Genomic DNA, 16452 nt, shown 5'->3' with positions numbered 1-16452 from the left:
TTCCGTAGCCGAATAACCTCTCGACCCACCGCTCCACATCATCCCCGAGCGGCACCCAATGCCGTAGCTCGGTCCAGACCCCGTTACCATTCTTCGACCTGACGTACTTCTCACGGGGACAGGGGGCGATCAGATGTCAGAATCTGATCGCGCTCGCTCTCCTGCAAGCGCCCGGCGCAACAACTCCACCATCTCCTCATGATGAGTGCGCACATCTGCGTCGTTCCAACTCCCGGTCTCCGCCCGCCGTGCCATCAGCTCGAGTTTCAGGCTCTGCCGGCGAGCATCGTGGTTGTTCGCCTTCTGCGCTGGGAGGTAGTTGCTGAACTTCGAGTTGGTGCTCACAGTGACCAGCGCCAAGTTCCCGAACCAGTCGAGAAGGTGCGGATCCTCCAGGCGGTATGCGAAGGAGGAGTGCTCGATGTCCTCGGTGCCCGGGGAGAAGTGCTCCACGGAGGTGCGGTAGCTGAAGGTGAAGTCCCATTGGTTCATCTCCTCCACCAGCAGGTAGTCCAGGTACGTGAACACGATGCGCGGGATGGCGAAGCCGAGCGCCATCCCATCCGGGCCGGTCTCCTCCTTGTCCGGGTCCGGGGTCACCGCCTCGCGCAGGCGCTCGTGGGCATGGGACTCGAGACAGTGGAGGAAGCCCTGAGCTGTGATCGGCTCATCGTGATCGGTGAGCTCGGTGACGTAGCGAAGTGCATCGGTCATCCAGTGCATCGTGCGCGGGGAGGTGTAGGTGATGCGCAGCGCCGACTGTAGCAGCAGGATCCGTCGGTGCAGGCTGCGCGGGCCGGCACCGGATTCGTCAGCGGCGAAGGTCGAGGGGTACCGGGGAGTGTCCTGCCCGTTGTTGCCGCGACGGGACGATCCTCGCGCGAGCCGGTACAACGACCAGCTGCCAGGTTCCTCGTCCGTGGTGGATTCGTGCCCGGTGGTCAGCGTCGCATCACGCTTGAGAATGAAATGATCGAACAGGTAGCGGATGCGCAGCAGGTCCGTGGTGAACTTGCGCACCCAGTCAATCCGCTCCGGCGGCGGTAGTGAATCGACGCGTGCAGAGAAGCGCTGCACTAGCAGTTTGTCGTCGAGCTGACGATCATCCTCCCGTGCGGAGCCCCTGCCTGCTCCCTCCACCGCGAGAACCTGCAGCAGCAGAGTCGGGAACGTGATCTGCGATGTGAATCGCTCGCCGCCGTCGGCATCTTCCGACTCGGTCCTGACCGTGGTCTGGGAGTAGGCAGCCACCGCATCGTCGAGGGTCAGCGCGGTGGATTCGGGTGTGTTCGAAGCGTCGTCGGCGGCGGGCGAGGCCGCTTCGGAGGTGGTGTCGATGAGTTGTGCACGCAAGCGGGAGAAATCTGCTGTCGGCATCTGGTCCCAGTCGGGGCCGAAGACTTCTGCGCGTTGGGAGGTGTTTCCGGCAGTGGCGCTCATCCCCACGTAGTGCTCCATGTCGGAGCATGCTGTCCAGACGCGGTTCAGCAGGGCGCGATCGAGGGGGTCAGACAGGTATCGGAGGAGTCGCGCCTTGACGATGTCCACGGGACTGAGCTGCGCACCGCGCGTATTCATGATCTCGAAGTACCGATTCAGATCGGTGCTCCGGTCGATCGGCATGCGGACGACGAGGACCCTGGTGAGCAGATAGTCGATCACCTGGGGAGTCTGTAAACGGTCACCGTCGGCCCCGCCGTCCAGTAGCTGTTCGATAATCATCGATGCGCGGAGGATGCCGGAGTCCTCTCGATCCTTCTCATCCTCCGCCGGCTCATCGATCGTATCGGCGACGCCGCGGAGAGCGCGGGTGGCCTTCTCCCGAGCCTCGTAGGTGAGCGGCCGAAGCGGACCGATGCGGTCCTTCAAACCCGGCCGGGAAGAGAGCTTGACCAGCAGGATATACAAGGTGGTCAGGCGCTGCTGTCCGTCGATCACGTCGAGCGGCTCATCGGCCCGTTGCGGAGGGGCGACCACGAGGTTGCCAAGGAAGTAGTCCTTGGCCTCCTCCTGCTCGGCCTCGTCGAAGACGTCGTGGATCAGGCGGTGTATCTGCTCCTCGCCCCAGGTGTAATTGCGCTGGTAGAGGGGAATCGAATAGCTGGGAGCGTCCGGGCTGAAGAGCTGCCCGACGGGGATGGCCTGGACGTCATCCTGAGCGATGGTCTGTGTCATCTCAGCGGGACTCCTTCAGCAGGGTGAGGAGCCGTGCATCCTCCGGGTTGTCAGTCCGCGCCGTGCGCGGGGCGCTCATGTTCTCCAGCTCGATCTCCCGCGGATCGAGACTGTCGCGGATGGCGGAGAACAGGTTCACCTTGTTCAGGCCGTCCATATTGGTGCTGATCCCTCGTGCGTAGTTGTCCGTGGTTCTCCAGCCCAGACGCTCGTACGCCAAGCGGAGGGAGTATGCCCAGCGGAAGAGGTGGCGTCGTACCTGCGGCATATCGGCCTCGGAGTACTTGTTCGTGTAGTACAGGACCGCGGCGACGTACAGCTCCCGGCAGTACCTGAATCGCGCCCCGTCGTGGAAGACCGTGCGATCCGCAGTCGTGAGACCGGCTGTGTTGGCGTCGGAGAAGAGTTCCTCGTCCAGCCGCTCATACTCCTCGAGCATGAACGCGGCGTAGTCGAAGAAGGACTTACCCGCAGCGACCGGAGCATCGAGCTGGTGCTGGGCCCGCTTGAGATCTCTGCGGGTCACCGAGTCGGCATCAGGATAGGACCACTCCTGCAGGCCGGGAAGCACCGCCTTGGCAGCGCGATGGTATTCGGCCCCCGGCAGGCGGCGAGTGGATCTGCCGACTCCCTTGAAGAGGTCGAGGTCATCGGTGGTATATGCATGCGCTGGCATGTTGCGGCTCCACCAGTGGATGCGGGCCAGGTAGGTGCCGAAGAGCCGGTCCAGCTCGTTCTCGTCGGCCTTCTCCCATTGCTCGACCACGGCGCGCTGCTCGGCAGTGCTGGCATCTGCCATTTCGCGCAGGTGGAAGGCCTTGAGCAGGTCGTGCGGGCGCAGTGATTTGCCTCGGAAGTTCTGCGAGTCGAAGAACTGGAATGCCTCATCCTCGTCATCGGTGACGATCTTCAGAACTTTGGCTTCGGCGTCGAGGAATTCCCGGTACCTGTCGAGGCGCCCCGGAGAACGTTCGAGGTCGGCGACCCGTCGCGAGAGTTCCTGATGGACGTGGTGGATCGGGGTGTCCCCTGATTGGAGATGGGGGATTCTCTGGCCGCGCAGAAGCGCCCGCAGCAGATGGAGGGTCAGGATTCTCTGCTGTCCATCGACCACCTCGAAATGCGACTCCTGGGGACGCCTCAGGAGGATGACGGTGCCCATGATGTACGAATGCTCCGGCCTGCTATCGAGAGCCTCCGCGACATCCGTGAACAGCTGTGCCGCGATGCGTGGGGACCAGGAGTACGGGCGCTGGAAATCCGGTATGCGCAGGTCGGGACCTTGAGTGCCGAGCAGTTCGCCGACGGAGACGAACTGCAGCATCTCGGTGTTGATCGTCATGGTGTCGACGGTAATCGATAGGTAGGACGCTGTACCAGGGGTCGGGATCCGAAATTGCATCGTGCAGTCAGTGCTGGAGTGCATGCAGGAGCATGGTGTGCGGGCAACAACGACAAAACGGTCAAGATCGCAACTGCGATAACACTCCAGAGCTGGATCACTGAGCCCCCTTAGGTTAGACCGGAACTCGACTACACATTGAACCTAAATTCCACCACGTCGCCGCACATACCAACCTCTGCGCGTGCACAGCTTCCTGGACCCCGTCATGCCGTCTCCCCACAGCCCAGTCGCGAAGAACGATCCCCATCTCGGGCTCACGCAGGCTGTTAGGACCTCGCGCCCGTGCTCGTAAGCATCCAAGCGCACAGAGATTGAGACAACTCTCGGTAGTAGGTAGACTGACCTACCTACTACCGGAGGGCGACATGAATCAAGGATCAGCGCGAGAGCGGCTGCTCGATGCCGCAGCGAGACGCTTCTACGAGGACGGCGTGCACGCGACAGGGATCGACACGATCACTTCTGAGGCCGGGGTCGCGAAGAAGAGCCTCTACAACAACTTCTCGTCCAAGGCAGAGCTCGTCAGCGCTTATATCGATTCCCGCCACGAGGAGTGGCTCGGCCTCCACCAGGCACGTGCGGTGAAGGCGTCTACGGCAGCAGACCGAGTGCTGGCAGTGTTCGACGCCTACATCGACCACGCGAACGATGCCTACGGCAAGGGCTTCCGGGGATGCGGGCTGCTCAATGCGGCCGCCGAGTTCCCGGCCGGACACCCTGCTCGCTCGGCCGTGCGCGCGCACAAGGAGCAGGTGGAGCGGATTCTCGTCGAGAACCTGGAAGTCATGGCCACCGACGCCGAGGCGCTGGAGCTGGCCGAGCACTTCAGCTTCCTCCTCGAAGGAGCCGTCGCACGGGCAGGTCTCGAGGGCACCCCGGCGCGCCTGGAGCACGCCCGAGCCATCGCATCGCGGATGCTGGCCGCACTGTGAAGCGAGGCTCCCCCACCGGCATCTTCGCGGTGCTCGCCGCCGCCCTCCTGTGGGGTACCACGGGGACTGCGGCGACGTTCGCACCGACAGTCGGCCCGCTGGCCATGGGCGCGGCCGCGCTCGGCATCGGCGGGATCCTGCAGGCAGCCATCGCGGCCCCCTCGCTCCGCCGGGAACGACCCGCACTGTCTTCGCAACGTGGGACAGTGCTCGTCGGAGCCGCAGCCGTGCTGATCTACCCGCTGGCCTTCTACAGCTCGATGCATCTGGCTGGCGTCGCGGTCGGCACTGTTGTGTCCCTCGGCTCTGCCCCCATCGCCTCGGGCCTTCTGGAACGAGTGATCGAGCGACGCAGACTCAGCGGCTGGTGGATGCTCGCCGTAGCGCTCGGCATCGCGGGCAGCGCAGCACTGTGCGCTGCGAAGATGCACGACTCGCCGAGCGAGACGCTCCCCACGGTCGCCGGCGTCATCCTCGGCCTGGTTGCTGGCGCAACCTACGCCATGTACTCGTGGAGCGCTCACCGCCTCATGAACCGCGGCGTCGGGCGCGCGGCAGCGATGGGCGCTGTCTTCGGTCTGGGCGGCATTGCGCTGATGCCCGTACTCATGCTCACCGGCGCACCACTCATCGCTTCCGCCCAGCCCATGATGGTCGGGCTCTACATGGCAATGGTCCCGATGTTCCTGGGCTATCTGCTCTTCGGGTACGGCCTCACGCGCGTCACTCCAAGCGCCGCGACAACGCTCACCCTCGCTGAACCCGCAATCGCCGCCCTCCTGGCGGTGGTCATCGTCGGTGAGCGCCTCCCCGCCCTCGGCTGGGTTGGACTGGCGGGCATCTGCGCCTCGCTCCTGGTCCTCTCGCTCGCACCTGCGACACAGGCGCGTGCCGCCGAACCGTCGCGTTCTAGCGAGCTCCCGATAGGTCAGGAAGTCTGAATCAGTCGGCCTGAGATAGACATCGGGCAAGACCTGGAGATCCGCCCAGGACCGGGATCAAATCACTTGGTGCGGCCCAAATAGCTCTGTGGAGAGGCTAAAGCGCAAATCTAAATTCCACCACGTCGCCGTCCTGCATGACGTAGTCCTTGCCTTCCATGCGGGCCTTGCCCTTCGCGCGAGCCTCGGCCACCGAACCACACTCGACGAGATCGTCGAATGAGATGATCTCAGCCTTGATGAAGCCCTTCTGGAAGTCGGTGTGGATGACGCCGGCGGCCATGGGCGCCGTCCAGCCCTTGCCGATCGTCCAGGCGCGCGTCTCCTTCGGCCCGGCCGTCAGATACGTCTGCAGCCCGAGCGTGTTGAAACCCTTGTGCGCGAGCTGCTCCAGGCCCGGCTCGGTGATACCGACCGACTCGAGCAGCTCCTTCGCGTCGTCCTCGTCGAGCTCGGCGACCTCGGACTCGAGCTGCGCATTGAGGAAGATCGCCTCCGCCGGCGCGACGAGCGCCTGCATCTCGGCCTGGAACGCCTCGTCCGTCAGCTGCGACTCGTCGACGTTGAACACATAGATGAACGGCTTCGCCGTCAGCAGCCCGAGCTCGCGGATCTCGCTCGTGTCGAAACCGACGGAGCTCAGCGTCTTGCCCTCCTCGAGCACCTTCTGCGCGGCCAGGGCAGCGTCATAGACCGACTTCTCGGTCTTCTTGCCCTTGACCTCCTTCTCCAGACGCGGCACAGCCTTCTCCAGCGTCTGCAGATCGGCGAGGATCAGCTCGGTGTTGATCGTCTCCAGATCCGAACTCGGCGACACCTTGCCGTCGACATGGTGCACGTCGTCATCGACGAACGCGCGCACGACCTGGCAGATCGCGTCCGCCTCACGAATGTTGGCGAGGAACTTGTTCCCCAGCCCCTCCCCCTCGGACGCACCCTTGACGATGCCCGCGATGTCGACGAACGACACCGTCGCCGGCAGGATCGCCGCCGAACCGAAGATCTCCGCGAGCTTCTTCAACCGCGGATCCGGCAACGGCACGACACCGACGTTCGGCTCGATCGTTGCGAAGGGATAGTTGGCAGCGAGCACGTTGTTCTTCGTCAGAGCGTTGAACATGGTCGACTTGCCGACGTTGGGGAGACCGACGATTCCGATGGTAAGAGCCACGAGAGAAGAGTCTACGTGCCACCGCCCGCGCCGGCTTCATCCGACGGACGCCTTCGACATCAGCGGCGCTGACACAATGACGCCATGCTCGTGCACCTGCGTCTCAACGTGCCGACGGACCTCACCGACGCCGTCCGCGACACCCTGAGCGACGACGCCCGCCTCACCAACCTCACCCACCTGCGCGGCGCGTCCCTCAAACCGGCCGGCGACGTCTTCGAAGCCGACGTCGCCCGCGAAGCCGCCACCGCCGTCCTCGACGACCTCAACGCCGTCGGCCTCGGCCACCGCGGCGGCATCGTCATCGGCCAACCCCTCGGCACCCCGTTCGACGCCGCGCACGACGTCGAAGAAGCCGCGCACGGCGACCCGGACGACGCCGTGATCTGGCACCTCGTCGAACGAGAGGCAGAGAAGGCGAGCTCACCGACGGCGACCTACCTCGTGTTCCTCTGCATCGCAACGGCCCTCGCGAGCATCGCCGTCATCACCGACTCGGCCGTCCTCGTCGTCGGCGCGATGGTCGTCGGGCCCGAGTTCGCCGTCATAGCCGCGATCTGCACCGGCATCGCCCTCGGACGTTGGCGCCTCGCCGCGCGCAGCGCCGCCACCCTGCTGTGGACATTCGCGTTCGCCATCGTCGTCATCATGCTCGCCGCCCTGCTCGCGGCATCGCTCGACGTCGTCTCGGCCGCCGACGTGACACGCCCCCGCCCTCAGACGGGCTTCATCTGGCGCCCCGACCTGTGGTCGTTCATCGTGGCGCTGCTCGCCGGCACGGCCGGGGTGCTCGCCCTGGCGACCGACAAGACGAGCGCCATGGTGGGCGTCTTCATCTCCGTCACGACGGTGCCCGCCGCCGGAAACCTCGCCCTCGGCCTCGCCATCTTCGACGCGGCCGAGATCACCGGATCCGCCGCGCAGCTCGGGATGAACCTGGCCGGAATGATCATCGCGGGCGTGCTGACGCTCGTCGTGCAACGCCTCGTCTGGCGCCACCTCAGCGACGCCATGCGCCACCGTTCCTCCGAACGGTGGCTACGCGCGCAACTCGGGCCGAGCCCGACCTCACCCGCCGCGGTCGCCACACGGGAGCACTGACCCCGCCACCGCACGGTGGTGACAGGCACCGACCTGGCACCTCCACCGCACACGCAGCGCACCGACAAACCGCGCCGTTCCGGGGTTGTCGGCGGCAGATGCTTGAGTTTCACCCGTGCAGACAACAGCCATCTTCGTGACGTTCGTCGCCGGCCTCGCCCTCGGAGCCCTCGCCATGTGGGTCGCCCTGCGACGCACGGCCGTGACCCCGACGGACGACGTCGCACAGCTCGCCGCGGCGCAGGCCGAGCGCGACGTGCTGCGTGAACGCATCGTCGACCTCGAGGCGACGGTGAGCGACGACGCGCAGACGGCCGCCCTTCTGGGGCCCCTGCGTGACGCCCTGAGCCGCGTCGAGCGCCAGGTCGCGACGCTGGAACGCGACCGTGTCGAGCAGTTCAGCTCTGTCGACGTCGCCCTGCGCCGCGTCACTGCCACGACGGACGAGCTGCGGCGCGAGACCTCATCGCTGGCCGGTTCGCTCAACGCCTCGAGCGTGCGCGGGCAGTGGGGCGAATCGCAGTTGCGGCGCATCCTCGAGCTGTCGGGCATGCTGCGTCGCTGCGACTTCGACGAGCAGTGGCGCGGGCGCAACGACACCGGTGACGACGTGCGCCCCGACGTCGTCGTCCATCTGCCGGGCGAGCGTTCGCTCGTCATCGATGCCAAGGCGCCGCTGAGTGCGTTCCTCGCGGCGCAGGAGGCGGACCTCGACGAACGCGCCCGCAGCGCCGCGTTGGGGCGCCACGCCAAGCAGCTGCGCTCGCACGTCGACACGCTCGCCTCGAAGCGTTACTGGACGGCACTGCCGCAGGCGCCCGCGTTCGTCATCTGCTTCGTGCCGGGCGACGCCATTCTCGCGTCCGCGCTCAATGCCGACCCCGGTTTGCTCGAGGAGGCGATGGAGCGTCACGTCGTGCTCGCCTCGCCGAGCACCCTCATCGCGACGATGCGCAGCGTCAGCGCGATGTGGCAGCAGGCGACGCTCGAGGAGAACGCGCGTGAGCTGCTGACGCTCGGCCGCGAGCTCTACGACCGCATCGGAGTGCTCGCCAAGCACACCCACGATCTCGGCGGCTCGTTGCGACGCAGCGTCGAGGCGTACAACCTGTTCGTCGGCTCGCTCGAGAGCCGCGTGCTCGTCACCGCGCGCCGGATGCACGACCTCGACGTCTCCGCCACCCCGCCGCGTGGCGTCGCGCCCCTCGACGTGACGCCGCGCCCACTCACCCACGAGGCGCTGCTCGAGCCCGTGCTCGCCGAACCCGCGCCGGGCAACCCCTCGGACGAGCGGGGCTGACGGTGCGCGGCCGGGCATGCTGGATGGGATGTCGAAGGCCCCCGCTCCGACACGGAGCGAGGGCCCGGCGCCCGCACGCGTCAGCGTGGCGGCATGTCTCAGTGAAGCGAGTCGGCGCCCTGAACGACCTGCTCGCCGCCGCGCATCGAGTCGGACATGCCGCGCGCCTTGAGGTCACGGCGCAGTTCGTTGGGCAGCGCGAACAGCAGGCTCTCCTCGGCGGCGACGATCGGCTTGACGTCCTCATAGCCGCGGGCGGCGAGGTAGTCGAGCACGCCCCGCACGAGGATCTCCGGCACCGATGCCCCCGAGGTCACACCGACGGTCGTGACCCCGTCGAGCCATGCCTCGTCGAGCTCATCGGCGTAGTCCACGAGGTGCCCGGCGCGCGAACCGTGCTCCAGCGCCACCTCGACGAGACGGACCGAGTTCGACGAGTTGCGCGAGCCGACGACGATCATGAGGTCGCACTCGGGCGCCATCTGCTTGACGGCGAGCTGACGGTTCTGCGTCGCATAGCAGATGTCGTCGCTCGGCGGATCCTGCAGGTGCGGAAACTTCTCGCGCAACCGGCGCACCGTCTCCATCGTCTCGTCGACGCTCAGCGTCGTCTGCGACAACCACACGACGCGCTCCGGGTCGCGCACCTCGACGTTGACGACATCGTCGGGCCCGTCGACGAGCGTGATGTGCTCGGGCGCCTCACCCGCAGTGCCGACGACCTCCTCGTGCCCCTCGTGCCCGATGAGCAGGATGTCGTAGTCCTGGCTCGCGAAGCGCGTGGCCTCGCGGTGCACCTTCGTGACGAGCGGGCATGTGGCGTCGATCGTCTTGAGGCTCAACGCCTTCGCCTCCTCGTGAACGACGGGAGCGACCCCGTGCGCAGAGAAGATGACGGTCGCGCCCTCAGGCACCTGGTCGGTCTCGTCGACGAAGATCGCGCCGCGTTTCTCGAGCGTCGTCACGACATGCTTGTTGTGGACGATCTCCTTGCGCACGTACACCGGCGGGCCGTAGAGGTCGAGAGCCTTCTCGACGGTGATGACGGCCCGATCCACGCCCGCGCAGTATCCGCGCGGCGCGGCCAGGAGAACTCGCTTCGTCTGGGTATCCACGCCCACCATCGTAACGACCACGGCCTCCGAGGCCGAGCGAGTGGGAGCGGCATCACGCGTCGTGGGGTCGCGAACGCGAGCGCCGCAGACTGTTCGCTCCCGCAGAGCGCACCTCACCGCCGCATTCGTCCTTCGCACCCGAGCGTGGCGCCTCGCCCCCGTAGAGTTGCCCCGTGACGAGCACACCCCCAGGCACGGGCACGCCGGCGGGCCTTCCGGCCCTCGCGGGCGACACGACCGCCGAGCAGCCGTGGCCGGTGCGCGTGCTCAGCATGAAGATCGCGCAGTACGTCGATCGCATGTCGCCGCTGTGGGTCGAGGGGCAGATCGTGCAACTCAACATCCGCGCCCGCACGGCGTATTTGACGCTGCGGGACGCCGACGTCGACATGTCCCTCTCCCTCACCGTTCCGACGAACACGCTCAACGCGATGGGCCCCGCGGTTCGTGAAGGGGCGCGCGTCGTCGTGCACGCCAAACCGACGTTCTGGACGAAGCGCGGCAGCCTCATGATGGAGGGCCGCACGATGCGGCCCGTCGGCGAGGGCGAACTGCTCCTGCGCCTCGAACAGCTCAAGCGCACGCTCGCCGCAGAGGGCCTGTTCGCCCCCGACCGCAAACGGCCGCTGCCGTTCCTGCCCCGCGTCATCGGGCTCATCACCGGGCGTGAGGGCGCAGCCGAGAACGACGTCGTCGAGAACGCGCGACGCCGCTGGCCGGCCGCCCACTTCGAGATCCGCCACGTTCCCGTCCAGGGCCCCGACTGCGTCACCGCCGTCAGCGGCGCCCTGCGCGAACTCGACGGTCTCGACCACGTCGACGTCATCGTCATCGCGCGCGGCGGCGGCTCCTTCGAGGACCTGCTCGGGTTCAGCAACGAGACGCTCGTGCGGGCCGTCAGCGCCGCGCGCACTCCCGTCGTCAGCGCCATCGGGCACGACGTCGACACGCCGCTGCTCGATCACGTCGCCGACCGACGCGCCTCGACCCCGACGGACGCCGCCAAGCTCGTCGTACCGGATCTGGCCGCCGAACAGGCCGCCCTCGCGCAACACCGCACGCGGCTCAGCCAAGGCCTGCGCGGCCGCTTCGCCGCCGAACGGCGCCACCTCAACTCCCTCGTCGGGCGGCCCGTGCTGCGCGAACCGGGCACCCTCGTCACCCAGCAACGCGACGAGGTCGACCGCCTCACGAACCGCAGCGCCTACGCGATGCGGCAACGTCTCACCCGCGCGCGCGACCAGATCGCTCACGGGCGCGCCCAGGTGATCGCCCTGTCCCCGCAGAAGACCCTCGATCGCGGGTACGCCGTCGTCCAGCACGCCGATGGCTCCCTCGTCATGGCTCGCGACGACGTCAGCGTCGACGACATCCTCAAGGTGACCGTGTCGCAGGGCAACTTCGCCGTCACGCCCTACAGCGGCAAACCGCGGACGCGCCGAGCGGGGACGCCTGCGACAACGAAGGCGCGCACGGCTGCATCGTCTAAGAAAGCGACGCAGGGAAGCGCGTCCGATGCCCCGAAGGCCAAGAAGAAGAATGCACCGGCGACGGCTGACGATGCGACGCCCACCACCCGATCCGAGACCACCGAGGACGACGCATGAGCGACACGCACGAGGCACCCGCGAACGAGGCGTCCGAGGACGTCATGAACCACGACTCGACCGATGCCGCCCAGGCCGGCACCCCTGGCACCGTGCCCGCGAGCGCGACCGATGCCACAAACGCCGACATCGCGAGCATGGGTTACGAACAGGCTCGCGACGAGCTCGCCCAGATCGTCACGACGCTCGAAGGTGGTCGCGCGCCGCTCGAGGAGAGCATGCGGCTGTGGGAGCGCGGCGAGGCCCTCGCCGATCACTGCACGCGGTGGCTCGACGGGGCACAGTCGCGCATCGAAGAAGCCGTCGCGCGCCGAGAGAACGGCAGCGAACGAGCCTGACGCGCCGCGCGCCGGGCACTACGCGCGCCCGGCCTGAGCGCGTCCGAGTTCAGCGTTCCCGACGCTCGCGTTCGCTCACTTCGCGATCTGGCTGTACGGCTTGGCCGCCGTGGCGATCTGCTGCAACTGGGCCCACGAGCCCTTGCCGGTGACGACGGTGTCGAGCCCGGCGAGCGGCTGCGAGCGCACGAGCCCCTTCTGGCCCGACTGCATCTCGACCTTGCGCCAGCTCACGCCCCCGAGGTCGACGCTGCCGGCATCAGAGCCGGATGCAACGTCCTTGATCCACGCCGCGCCGCCGTCCTTGCGCTGCTGGATCGAGACGTAGTCCTCACCGTCACCCTGATAGCCCGCGCGCCAACGCTCCGCGTGATCCTTGTCGCCCGGCACGATCGCGACGTTGACGGCACGCCACGGCGAACCGAGCCCGTCGGCGACGGCGACGTCCCAGTGCTTCGTCGACGACACCTCGCGCGCGATCTGTGACGCCTGCACGGTGGGCAGTTTCGTGGCCCCCTGACGAGGAATGAGGGCCAAAATCACCAAACAGCCGGCGATACAAGCGATCATGGACAGGACCATGCTCTTGGCGTTTCCCTGCATCCCGCGCCGCTTCGGCGGAGGGGGCGGGGGCATGGCCGGCGCTGACGCAGGCTGTGTCGGCTCGGTGGTCGTGGCCTTCTCGTGCGGGGTACTCACTCCCCCATGTTCGCCGACGCACCCGCGTCAGCGGAAACCGGGGCGGTCCGCCGCCCCGGCCACGCCGCCTCGAGCACCGCGGGAGCCAGCCGCCACACCAGTGCGACATCGAGGAGACACCGACCGTGACATCGAAGCTGCCCACCTACCAGATCCCCGACCGCAACCTGGCGCTCGAACTCGTGCGCGTCACCGAGTCGGCCGCCATGGCCGCCGGCCCCTGGGTCGGTCGCGGTGAGAAGAACCTCGCGGACGGCGCCGCCGTCGAGGCGATGCGCACCCTCATCTCGACGGTGAGCATGAACGGCACCGTCGTCATCGGCGAGGGCGAGAAGGACGAGGCCCCGATGCTGTTCAACGGTGAGCAGGTGGGCGACGGCACGGGCCCTGACGTCGACGTCGCCGTCGACCCGATCGACGGCACGACGCTGACGGCGAAGGGCATGCCGAACGCCGTCTCCGTCCTCGCCGTCAGCGAGCGCGGCTCGATGTACGACCCGAGTGCCGTGTTCTACATGGACAAGCTCGTCACCGGCCCCGAGGCCGCGGACGTCGTCGACATCCGCCTGCCCGTCGCCGAGAACATCCGCCGCATCGCGAAGGCGAAGAACACGACGAACAACGGCGTCACGGTCGTGCTGCTCGATCGCCCGCGCCATGAGCCGCTCGCGCAGGAGATCCGCGACGCCGGCGCGCGCATCAAGTTCATCTCCGACGGCGACGTCGCCGGCGCCATCATGGCTGCCCGCCCCAACACGGGTGTCGACCTGTTGCTCGGCATCGGCGGCACGCCTGAGGGCATCATCACCGCGTGCGCGATCAAGTGCATCGGCGGCGTCATCCAGGGCCGTCTCGCGCCGAAGGACGACGAGGAGAAGCAGCGCGCCCTCGACGCGGGCCACGACGTCAATCGTGTGCTGACGACGAACGACCTCGTCCGCGGCGACAATTGCTTCTTCGTCGCGACGGGCATCACCGACGGTGAACTGCTCAAGGGTGTGCGCTACCGCGAGAACGGCTGCACGACGAGCTCGCTCGTCATGCGCAGCAAGAGCGGTACCGTACGAACCATCGAGGCCGAGCACCGCCTGAGCAAGGTGGCTGAATACGCTTCGGAGCAGTACCAGTAAGTCGGGGCAGCGCATGACGCCGGCCGCGGCGACGAGACGCCAGGAGCCGACGCATGACCCAGCCCAGTACCGCCACCACGCTCGTCATCGGTGAGGCCCTCATCGACGTCGTCCATCCTCGCGACGGCGAGAGCGCGGAACACGTCGGTGGCAGCCCGCTCAACGTCGCGGTCGGGCTGTCGCGCCTCGGCCACCCCGCCGTCCTCGCCACGCACCTCGGCGAGGACGAGCGGGGTCACCGCATCCAGCGCCTGCTCACCGACGAGGGCGTCGAGCTGACGGTCGCGAGCTTCGACCTCGACGCCACGTCGACAGCTCAGGCCCACCTCGATGACGACGGCGCCGCAACGTACGACTTCGCCATCGACTGGCCGGCGGTCACGGGCCTGCCGACGGATGTCGCGCACGTCCACACCGGCTCGATCGGCGCCTCGCTCACCCCGGGCTCCGCGTCGGTCTTCGAGGCTTTGAAGGCCGCTCACGCGTCCGCGACGACGTCGTTCGACCCGAACGTGCGCCCCTCCCTCATGGGCAGCCCCGACGACGAGCGCGAGCGCGTCGAGCAGTTCTGCGGGTACGTCGATGTCATCAAGTCCTCCGACGAGGACGCGCAGTGGCTCTACCCGGGCCGCAGCGTCGAGGAGGTCGCCGAGTTGTGGGCCGGCCTCGGGCCGCGACTCGTCATCATCACCCGCGGCGGTGACGGAGCGCACGTCCGCCTCGCCGAGAGCGGCACCTTCGAGGTGGCCGGGCGCTCCGTCGAGGTCGCCGACACCGTCGGCGCCGGCGACTCGTTCATGTCAGGGCTCATCTCGGGGCTGCTCGACCTCGGGCTGCTCGGCGGTGTCGAGGCCCGTCAGCGCCTCGCGCACGCCCGCGAGGACGACGTGCGCCCCGCCCTCGCGCGCGCCATCGCCACATCCTCGGCGACGGTGACGCGCGCCGGCTCGAACCCGCCCACGCGTGAAGAGATCGCCGGCCTCTGAGCTCGCACCAGGTCTCGACGCTTGCGCCAGTGCACCCGGCGCACAACCACGGCCCGACGGCGACACAGCACAGCCATGCCGAGCACCGTCCTTGCGAGGGCAGCGTCCTTGCAACGCAGCCCCACCGCGCAGTATTCGGATGCCGCACGAACACAGCACGAGGGCCCGCATCGTCACCGATGCGGGCCCTCGACCTCTACTGGAGCGTGACCTCAACCGATGCTCGGGGTGAACCCGAGCATGAGGCTCACATCAAACGCTCAGACGTCCGTTCCTCCGGAGATGGCGCCGCGGGCGTCACGCTCCTTGGCACGCTGCAGCGCGGCCTTGCGCTGCTTCTCCGAGTTCGCCGCGATCTGGGTGGCCTTCTCCTCGTTGCGCGTGTAGTTGTGGCCCGATTCCGGGTCGAACACGTGCATGTGTGCCGGGTCGAACGCGAACTCGACCTCGTCGCCCTCGAAGATCTGCGAGCGAGCGTCGAGGTTGACGACGAGCTGGCTGCGAGCGCCCTCACCGTCGAGGTCCTTCTCGAGCGCGTCGAGGTGCTGCTTCGCGGCCGGGTCCTGCTCGAACGGGATGTAGGCGTACTGCTCGTTGCCGAGCCACTCCGTCTGGTCGACGACGGCCTTGAACGTCGCGCCACCGGAGACCGGGTTGACCTCGGCGTCCTTGATGTACTCGGGGCGGATGCCGACGATGACGATGTCCTTGCCCGCGACGTCACGGGCGAGCTGCTCCGTCATCGGCACGGTCGCGAACGGCAGACGCAGCGTGGTGTCCTCGACCCGTGCGGGCACGAAGTTCATCGGCGGCGAGCCGATGAAGCCCGCGACGAAGAGGTTGGCGGGCTGTTCGTACAGCTCGCGCGGGCTCGCACACTGCTGCAGCACGCCCTTCTTCAGCACGGCGACGCGGTCACCGAGCGTCATGGCCTCGGTCTGGTCGTGCGTGACGTAGATCGTCGTGATGCCGAGGCGACGCTGCATGCGCGCGATCTCCGTCCGCATCTGCCCGCGCAGCTTGGCGTCGAGGTTCGACAGCGGCTCGTCGAACAGGAACGCGTCGGCGTCGCGGACGATCGCGCGGCCCATCGCGACACGCTGACGCTGACCACCGGAGAGGTTGCCGGGCTTGCGCTCGAGGTGCTCGTCGAGTTCGAGCATCTTGCTCGCCTCGCGCACCTTGCGCTGGATCTCGTCATCGCTCACCTTGCCCTTGTTGAGCCGCAGCGGGAACGCGATGTTCTCGAACACCGTCAGGTGCGGGTAGAGGGCGTAGTTCTGGAACACCATCGCGAGGTTGCGGTCGCGCGGTGCGAGGTCGTTGACGCGCTTGCCGTTGATCTCGAGGTCACCGGAGGTGATGTCCTCGAGGCCGACGACCATGCGCAGCAGCGTCGACTTACCGCAGCCGGACGGGCCGACGAGGATCATGAACTCGCCGTCGGCGATGTCGAGGCTGACGTCGTTGACGGCCGGGAATCCGTCGCCGTACTTCTTGACGATGTTCTTGAGCTGGATGCTGGACATGAGGTGTCTCTCCTAAAGAGGCG

At 67.4% G+C, this 16452-nt stretch carries 14 protein-coding genes; 8 read left to right on the top strand and 6 right to left on the bottom strand.

Going from position 1 to position 16452, the window contains the following annotated elements:
* Positions 1 to 129: 129 nt before the first annotated feature.
* Both EDC82_RS03755 and EDC82_RS03750 read right to left on the bottom strand, forming a co-directional pair.
* The gene (locus EDC82_RS03755) at positions 130 to 2175 is read right to left on the bottom strand and encodes a DUF262 domain-containing protein (protein WP_006946302.1); all 2046 of its coding nucleotides are present in this window, start codon (positions 2173 to 2175) and stop codon (positions 130 to 132) included.
* A gap of 1 nt (position 2176) precedes the next feature.
* Positions 2177 to 3517, bottom strand: a complete 1341-nt coding sequence (locus EDC82_RS03750; RefSeq protein WP_160126183.1) for a DUF262 domain-containing protein — start codon at positions 3515 to 3517, stop codon at positions 2177 to 2179.
* 428 nt (positions 3518 to 3945) lie between these two features.
* Between EDC82_RS03750 and EDC82_RS03745 the strand changes: the two genes are divergently transcribed.
* A complete protein-coding gene (locus EDC82_RS03745; RefSeq protein WP_006946191.1) occupies positions 3946 to 4512 on the top strand; it encodes a TetR/AcrR family transcriptional regulator in 567 nt (188 codons plus the stop codon).
* Positions 4509 to 5453 carry a DMT family transporter gene (locus EDC82_RS03740; protein WP_131940647.1) on the top strand — a complete coding sequence of 315 codons (945 nt, stop codon included), beginning with the start codon at positions 4509 to 4511 and terminating at the stop codon, positions 5451 to 5453. The genes EDC82_RS03745 and EDC82_RS03740 overlap by 4 nt, the downstream gene beginning before the upstream one ends.
* A 97-nt stretch (positions 5454 to 5550) precedes the next feature.
* On the opposite strand, the gene ychF is transcribed toward EDC82_RS03740, so the two are convergent.
* Entirely contained in the window at positions 5551 to 6624 is a 1074-nt protein-coding gene (gene ychF / locus EDC82_RS03735) for a redox-regulated ATPase YchF (RefSeq protein WP_006946293.1), read from the bottom strand.
* 84 nt (positions 6625 to 6708) lie between these two features.
* Between ychF and EDC82_RS03730 the strand changes: the two genes are divergently transcribed.
* Both EDC82_RS03730 and EDC82_RS03725 read left to right on the top strand, forming a co-directional pair.
* The gene (locus tag EDC82_RS03730) at positions 6709 to 7725 is read left to right on the top strand and encodes a DUF389 domain-containing protein (protein WP_062258639.1); all 1017 of its coding nucleotides are present in this window, start codon (positions 6709 to 6711) and stop codon (positions 7723 to 7725) included.
* 115 nt (positions 7726 to 7840) lie between these two features.
* Positions 7841 to 9025, top strand: a complete 1185-nt coding sequence (locus EDC82_RS03725) for a DNA recombination protein RmuC (protein ID WP_038567159.1) — start codon at positions 7841 to 7843, stop codon at positions 9023 to 9025.
* A 98-nt stretch (positions 9026 to 9123) separates the two neighbouring features.
* Here the strand turns inward: EDC82_RS03725 and EDC82_RS03720 are convergent, their stop codons facing one another.
* Complete coding sequence (locus EDC82_RS03720) at positions 9124 to 10149, bottom strand: 4-hydroxy-3-methylbut-2-enyl diphosphate reductase (protein WP_115296505.1); 1026 nt, start codon at positions 10147 to 10149, stop codon at positions 9124 to 9126.
* A gap of 164 nt (positions 10150 to 10313) precedes the next feature.
* Between EDC82_RS03720 and xseA the strand changes: the two genes are divergently transcribed.
* On the top strand, positions 10314 to 11747 hold the full coding sequence (gene xseA, locus EDC82_RS03715; RefSeq protein ID WP_131940645.1) for an exodeoxyribonuclease VII large subunit: 1434 nt from the start codon (positions 10314 to 10316) through the stop codon (positions 11745 to 11747).
* On the top strand, positions 11744 to 12085 hold the full coding sequence (locus EDC82_RS14860) for an exodeoxyribonuclease VII small subunit (RefSeq protein WP_131940643.1): 342 nt from the start codon (positions 11744 to 11746) through the stop codon (positions 12083 to 12085). Before xseA ends, EDC82_RS14860 begins: the two co-directional genes overlap by 4 nt.
* A 75-nt stretch (positions 12086 to 12160) precedes the next feature.
* Here the strand turns inward: EDC82_RS14860 and EDC82_RS03705 are convergent, their stop codons facing one another.
* Positions 12161 to 12667, bottom strand: coding sequence for a DUF4245 family protein (locus tag EDC82_RS03705; protein ID WP_255569623.1), 507 nt, complete (start codon positions 12665 to 12667; stop codon positions 12161 to 12163).
* Between the two features lie 242 nt (positions 12668 to 12909).
* Here EDC82_RS03705 and glpX point away from each other — a divergent pair, with 242 nt between their 5' ends.
* Both glpX and EDC82_RS03695 read left to right on the top strand, forming a co-directional pair.
* Positions 12910 to 13914, top strand: a complete 1005-nt coding sequence (gene glpX / locus EDC82_RS03700; RefSeq protein WP_006946101.1) for a class II fructose-bisphosphatase — start codon at positions 12910 to 12912, stop codon at positions 13912 to 13914.
* 53 nt (positions 13915 to 13967) lie between these two features.
* Positions 13968 to 14900, top strand: coding sequence for a carbohydrate kinase (locus EDC82_RS03695; protein ID WP_006946224.1), 933 nt, complete (start codon positions 13968 to 13970; stop codon positions 14898 to 14900).
* 260 nt (positions 14901 to 15160) lie between these two features.
* On the opposite strand, the gene EDC82_RS03690 is transcribed toward EDC82_RS03695, so the two are convergent.
* The gene (locus EDC82_RS03690) at positions 15161 to 16429 is read right to left on the bottom strand and encodes an ABC transporter ATP-binding protein (protein ID WP_006946297.1); all 1269 of its coding nucleotides are present in this window, start codon (positions 16427 to 16429) and stop codon (positions 15161 to 15163) included.
* Between the last annotated feature and the right edge of the window lie 23 nt (positions 16430 to 16452).

Origin of the sequence: Dermacoccus sp. SAI-028, from assembly GCF_004346775.1 — a bacterium.
In the GTDB taxonomy this organism is placed as follows: Bacteria; Actinomycetota; Actinomycetes; order Actinomycetales; family Dermatophilaceae; genus Dermacoccus; species Dermacoccus nishinomiyaensis.
Note: the sequence above shows the minus strand (reverse complement) of the source record. Positions and strands in the feature narration are given on the sequence as shown.

Excerpts from the sequence above, each read along its gene's own strand:
- EDC82_RS03755 (WP_006946302.1), bottom strand. The coding sequence starts at position 2,175 with ATGACACAGACCATCGCTCAGGATGACGTCCAGGCCATCCCCGTCGGG.
- EDC82_RS03750 (WP_160126183.1), bottom strand. The coding sequence starts at position 3,517 with ATGACGATCAACACCGAGATGCTGCAGTTCGTCTCCGTCGGCGAACTG.
- EDC82_RS03745 (WP_006946191.1), top strand. The coding sequence starts at position 3,946 with ATGAATCAAGGATCAGCGCGAGAGCGGCTGCTCGATGCCGCAGCGAGA.
- EDC82_RS03730 (WP_062258639.1), top strand. The coding sequence starts at position 6,709 with ATGCTCGTGCACCTGCGTCTCAACGTGCCGACGGACCTCACCGACGCC.
- EDC82_RS03720 (WP_115296505.1), bottom strand. The coding sequence starts at position 10,149 with ATGGTGGGCGTGGATACCCAGACGAAGCGAGTTCTCCTGGCCGCGCCG.
- EDC82_RS14860 (WP_131940643.1), top strand. The coding sequence starts at position 11,744 with ATGAGCGACACGCACGAGGCACCCGCGAACGAGGCGTCCGAGGACGTC.
- EDC82_RS03705 (WP_255569623.1), bottom strand. The coding sequence starts at position 12,667 with ATGGTCCTGTCCATGATCGCTTGTATCGCCGGCTGTTTGGTGATTTTG.
- EDC82_RS03695 (WP_006946224.1), top strand. The coding sequence starts at position 13,968 with ATGACCCAGCCCAGTACCGCCACCACGCTCGTCATCGGTGAGGCCCTC.
- EDC82_RS03690 (WP_006946297.1), bottom strand. The coding sequence starts at position 16,429 with ATGTCCAGCATCCAGCTCAAGAACATCGTCAAGAAGTACGGCGACGGA.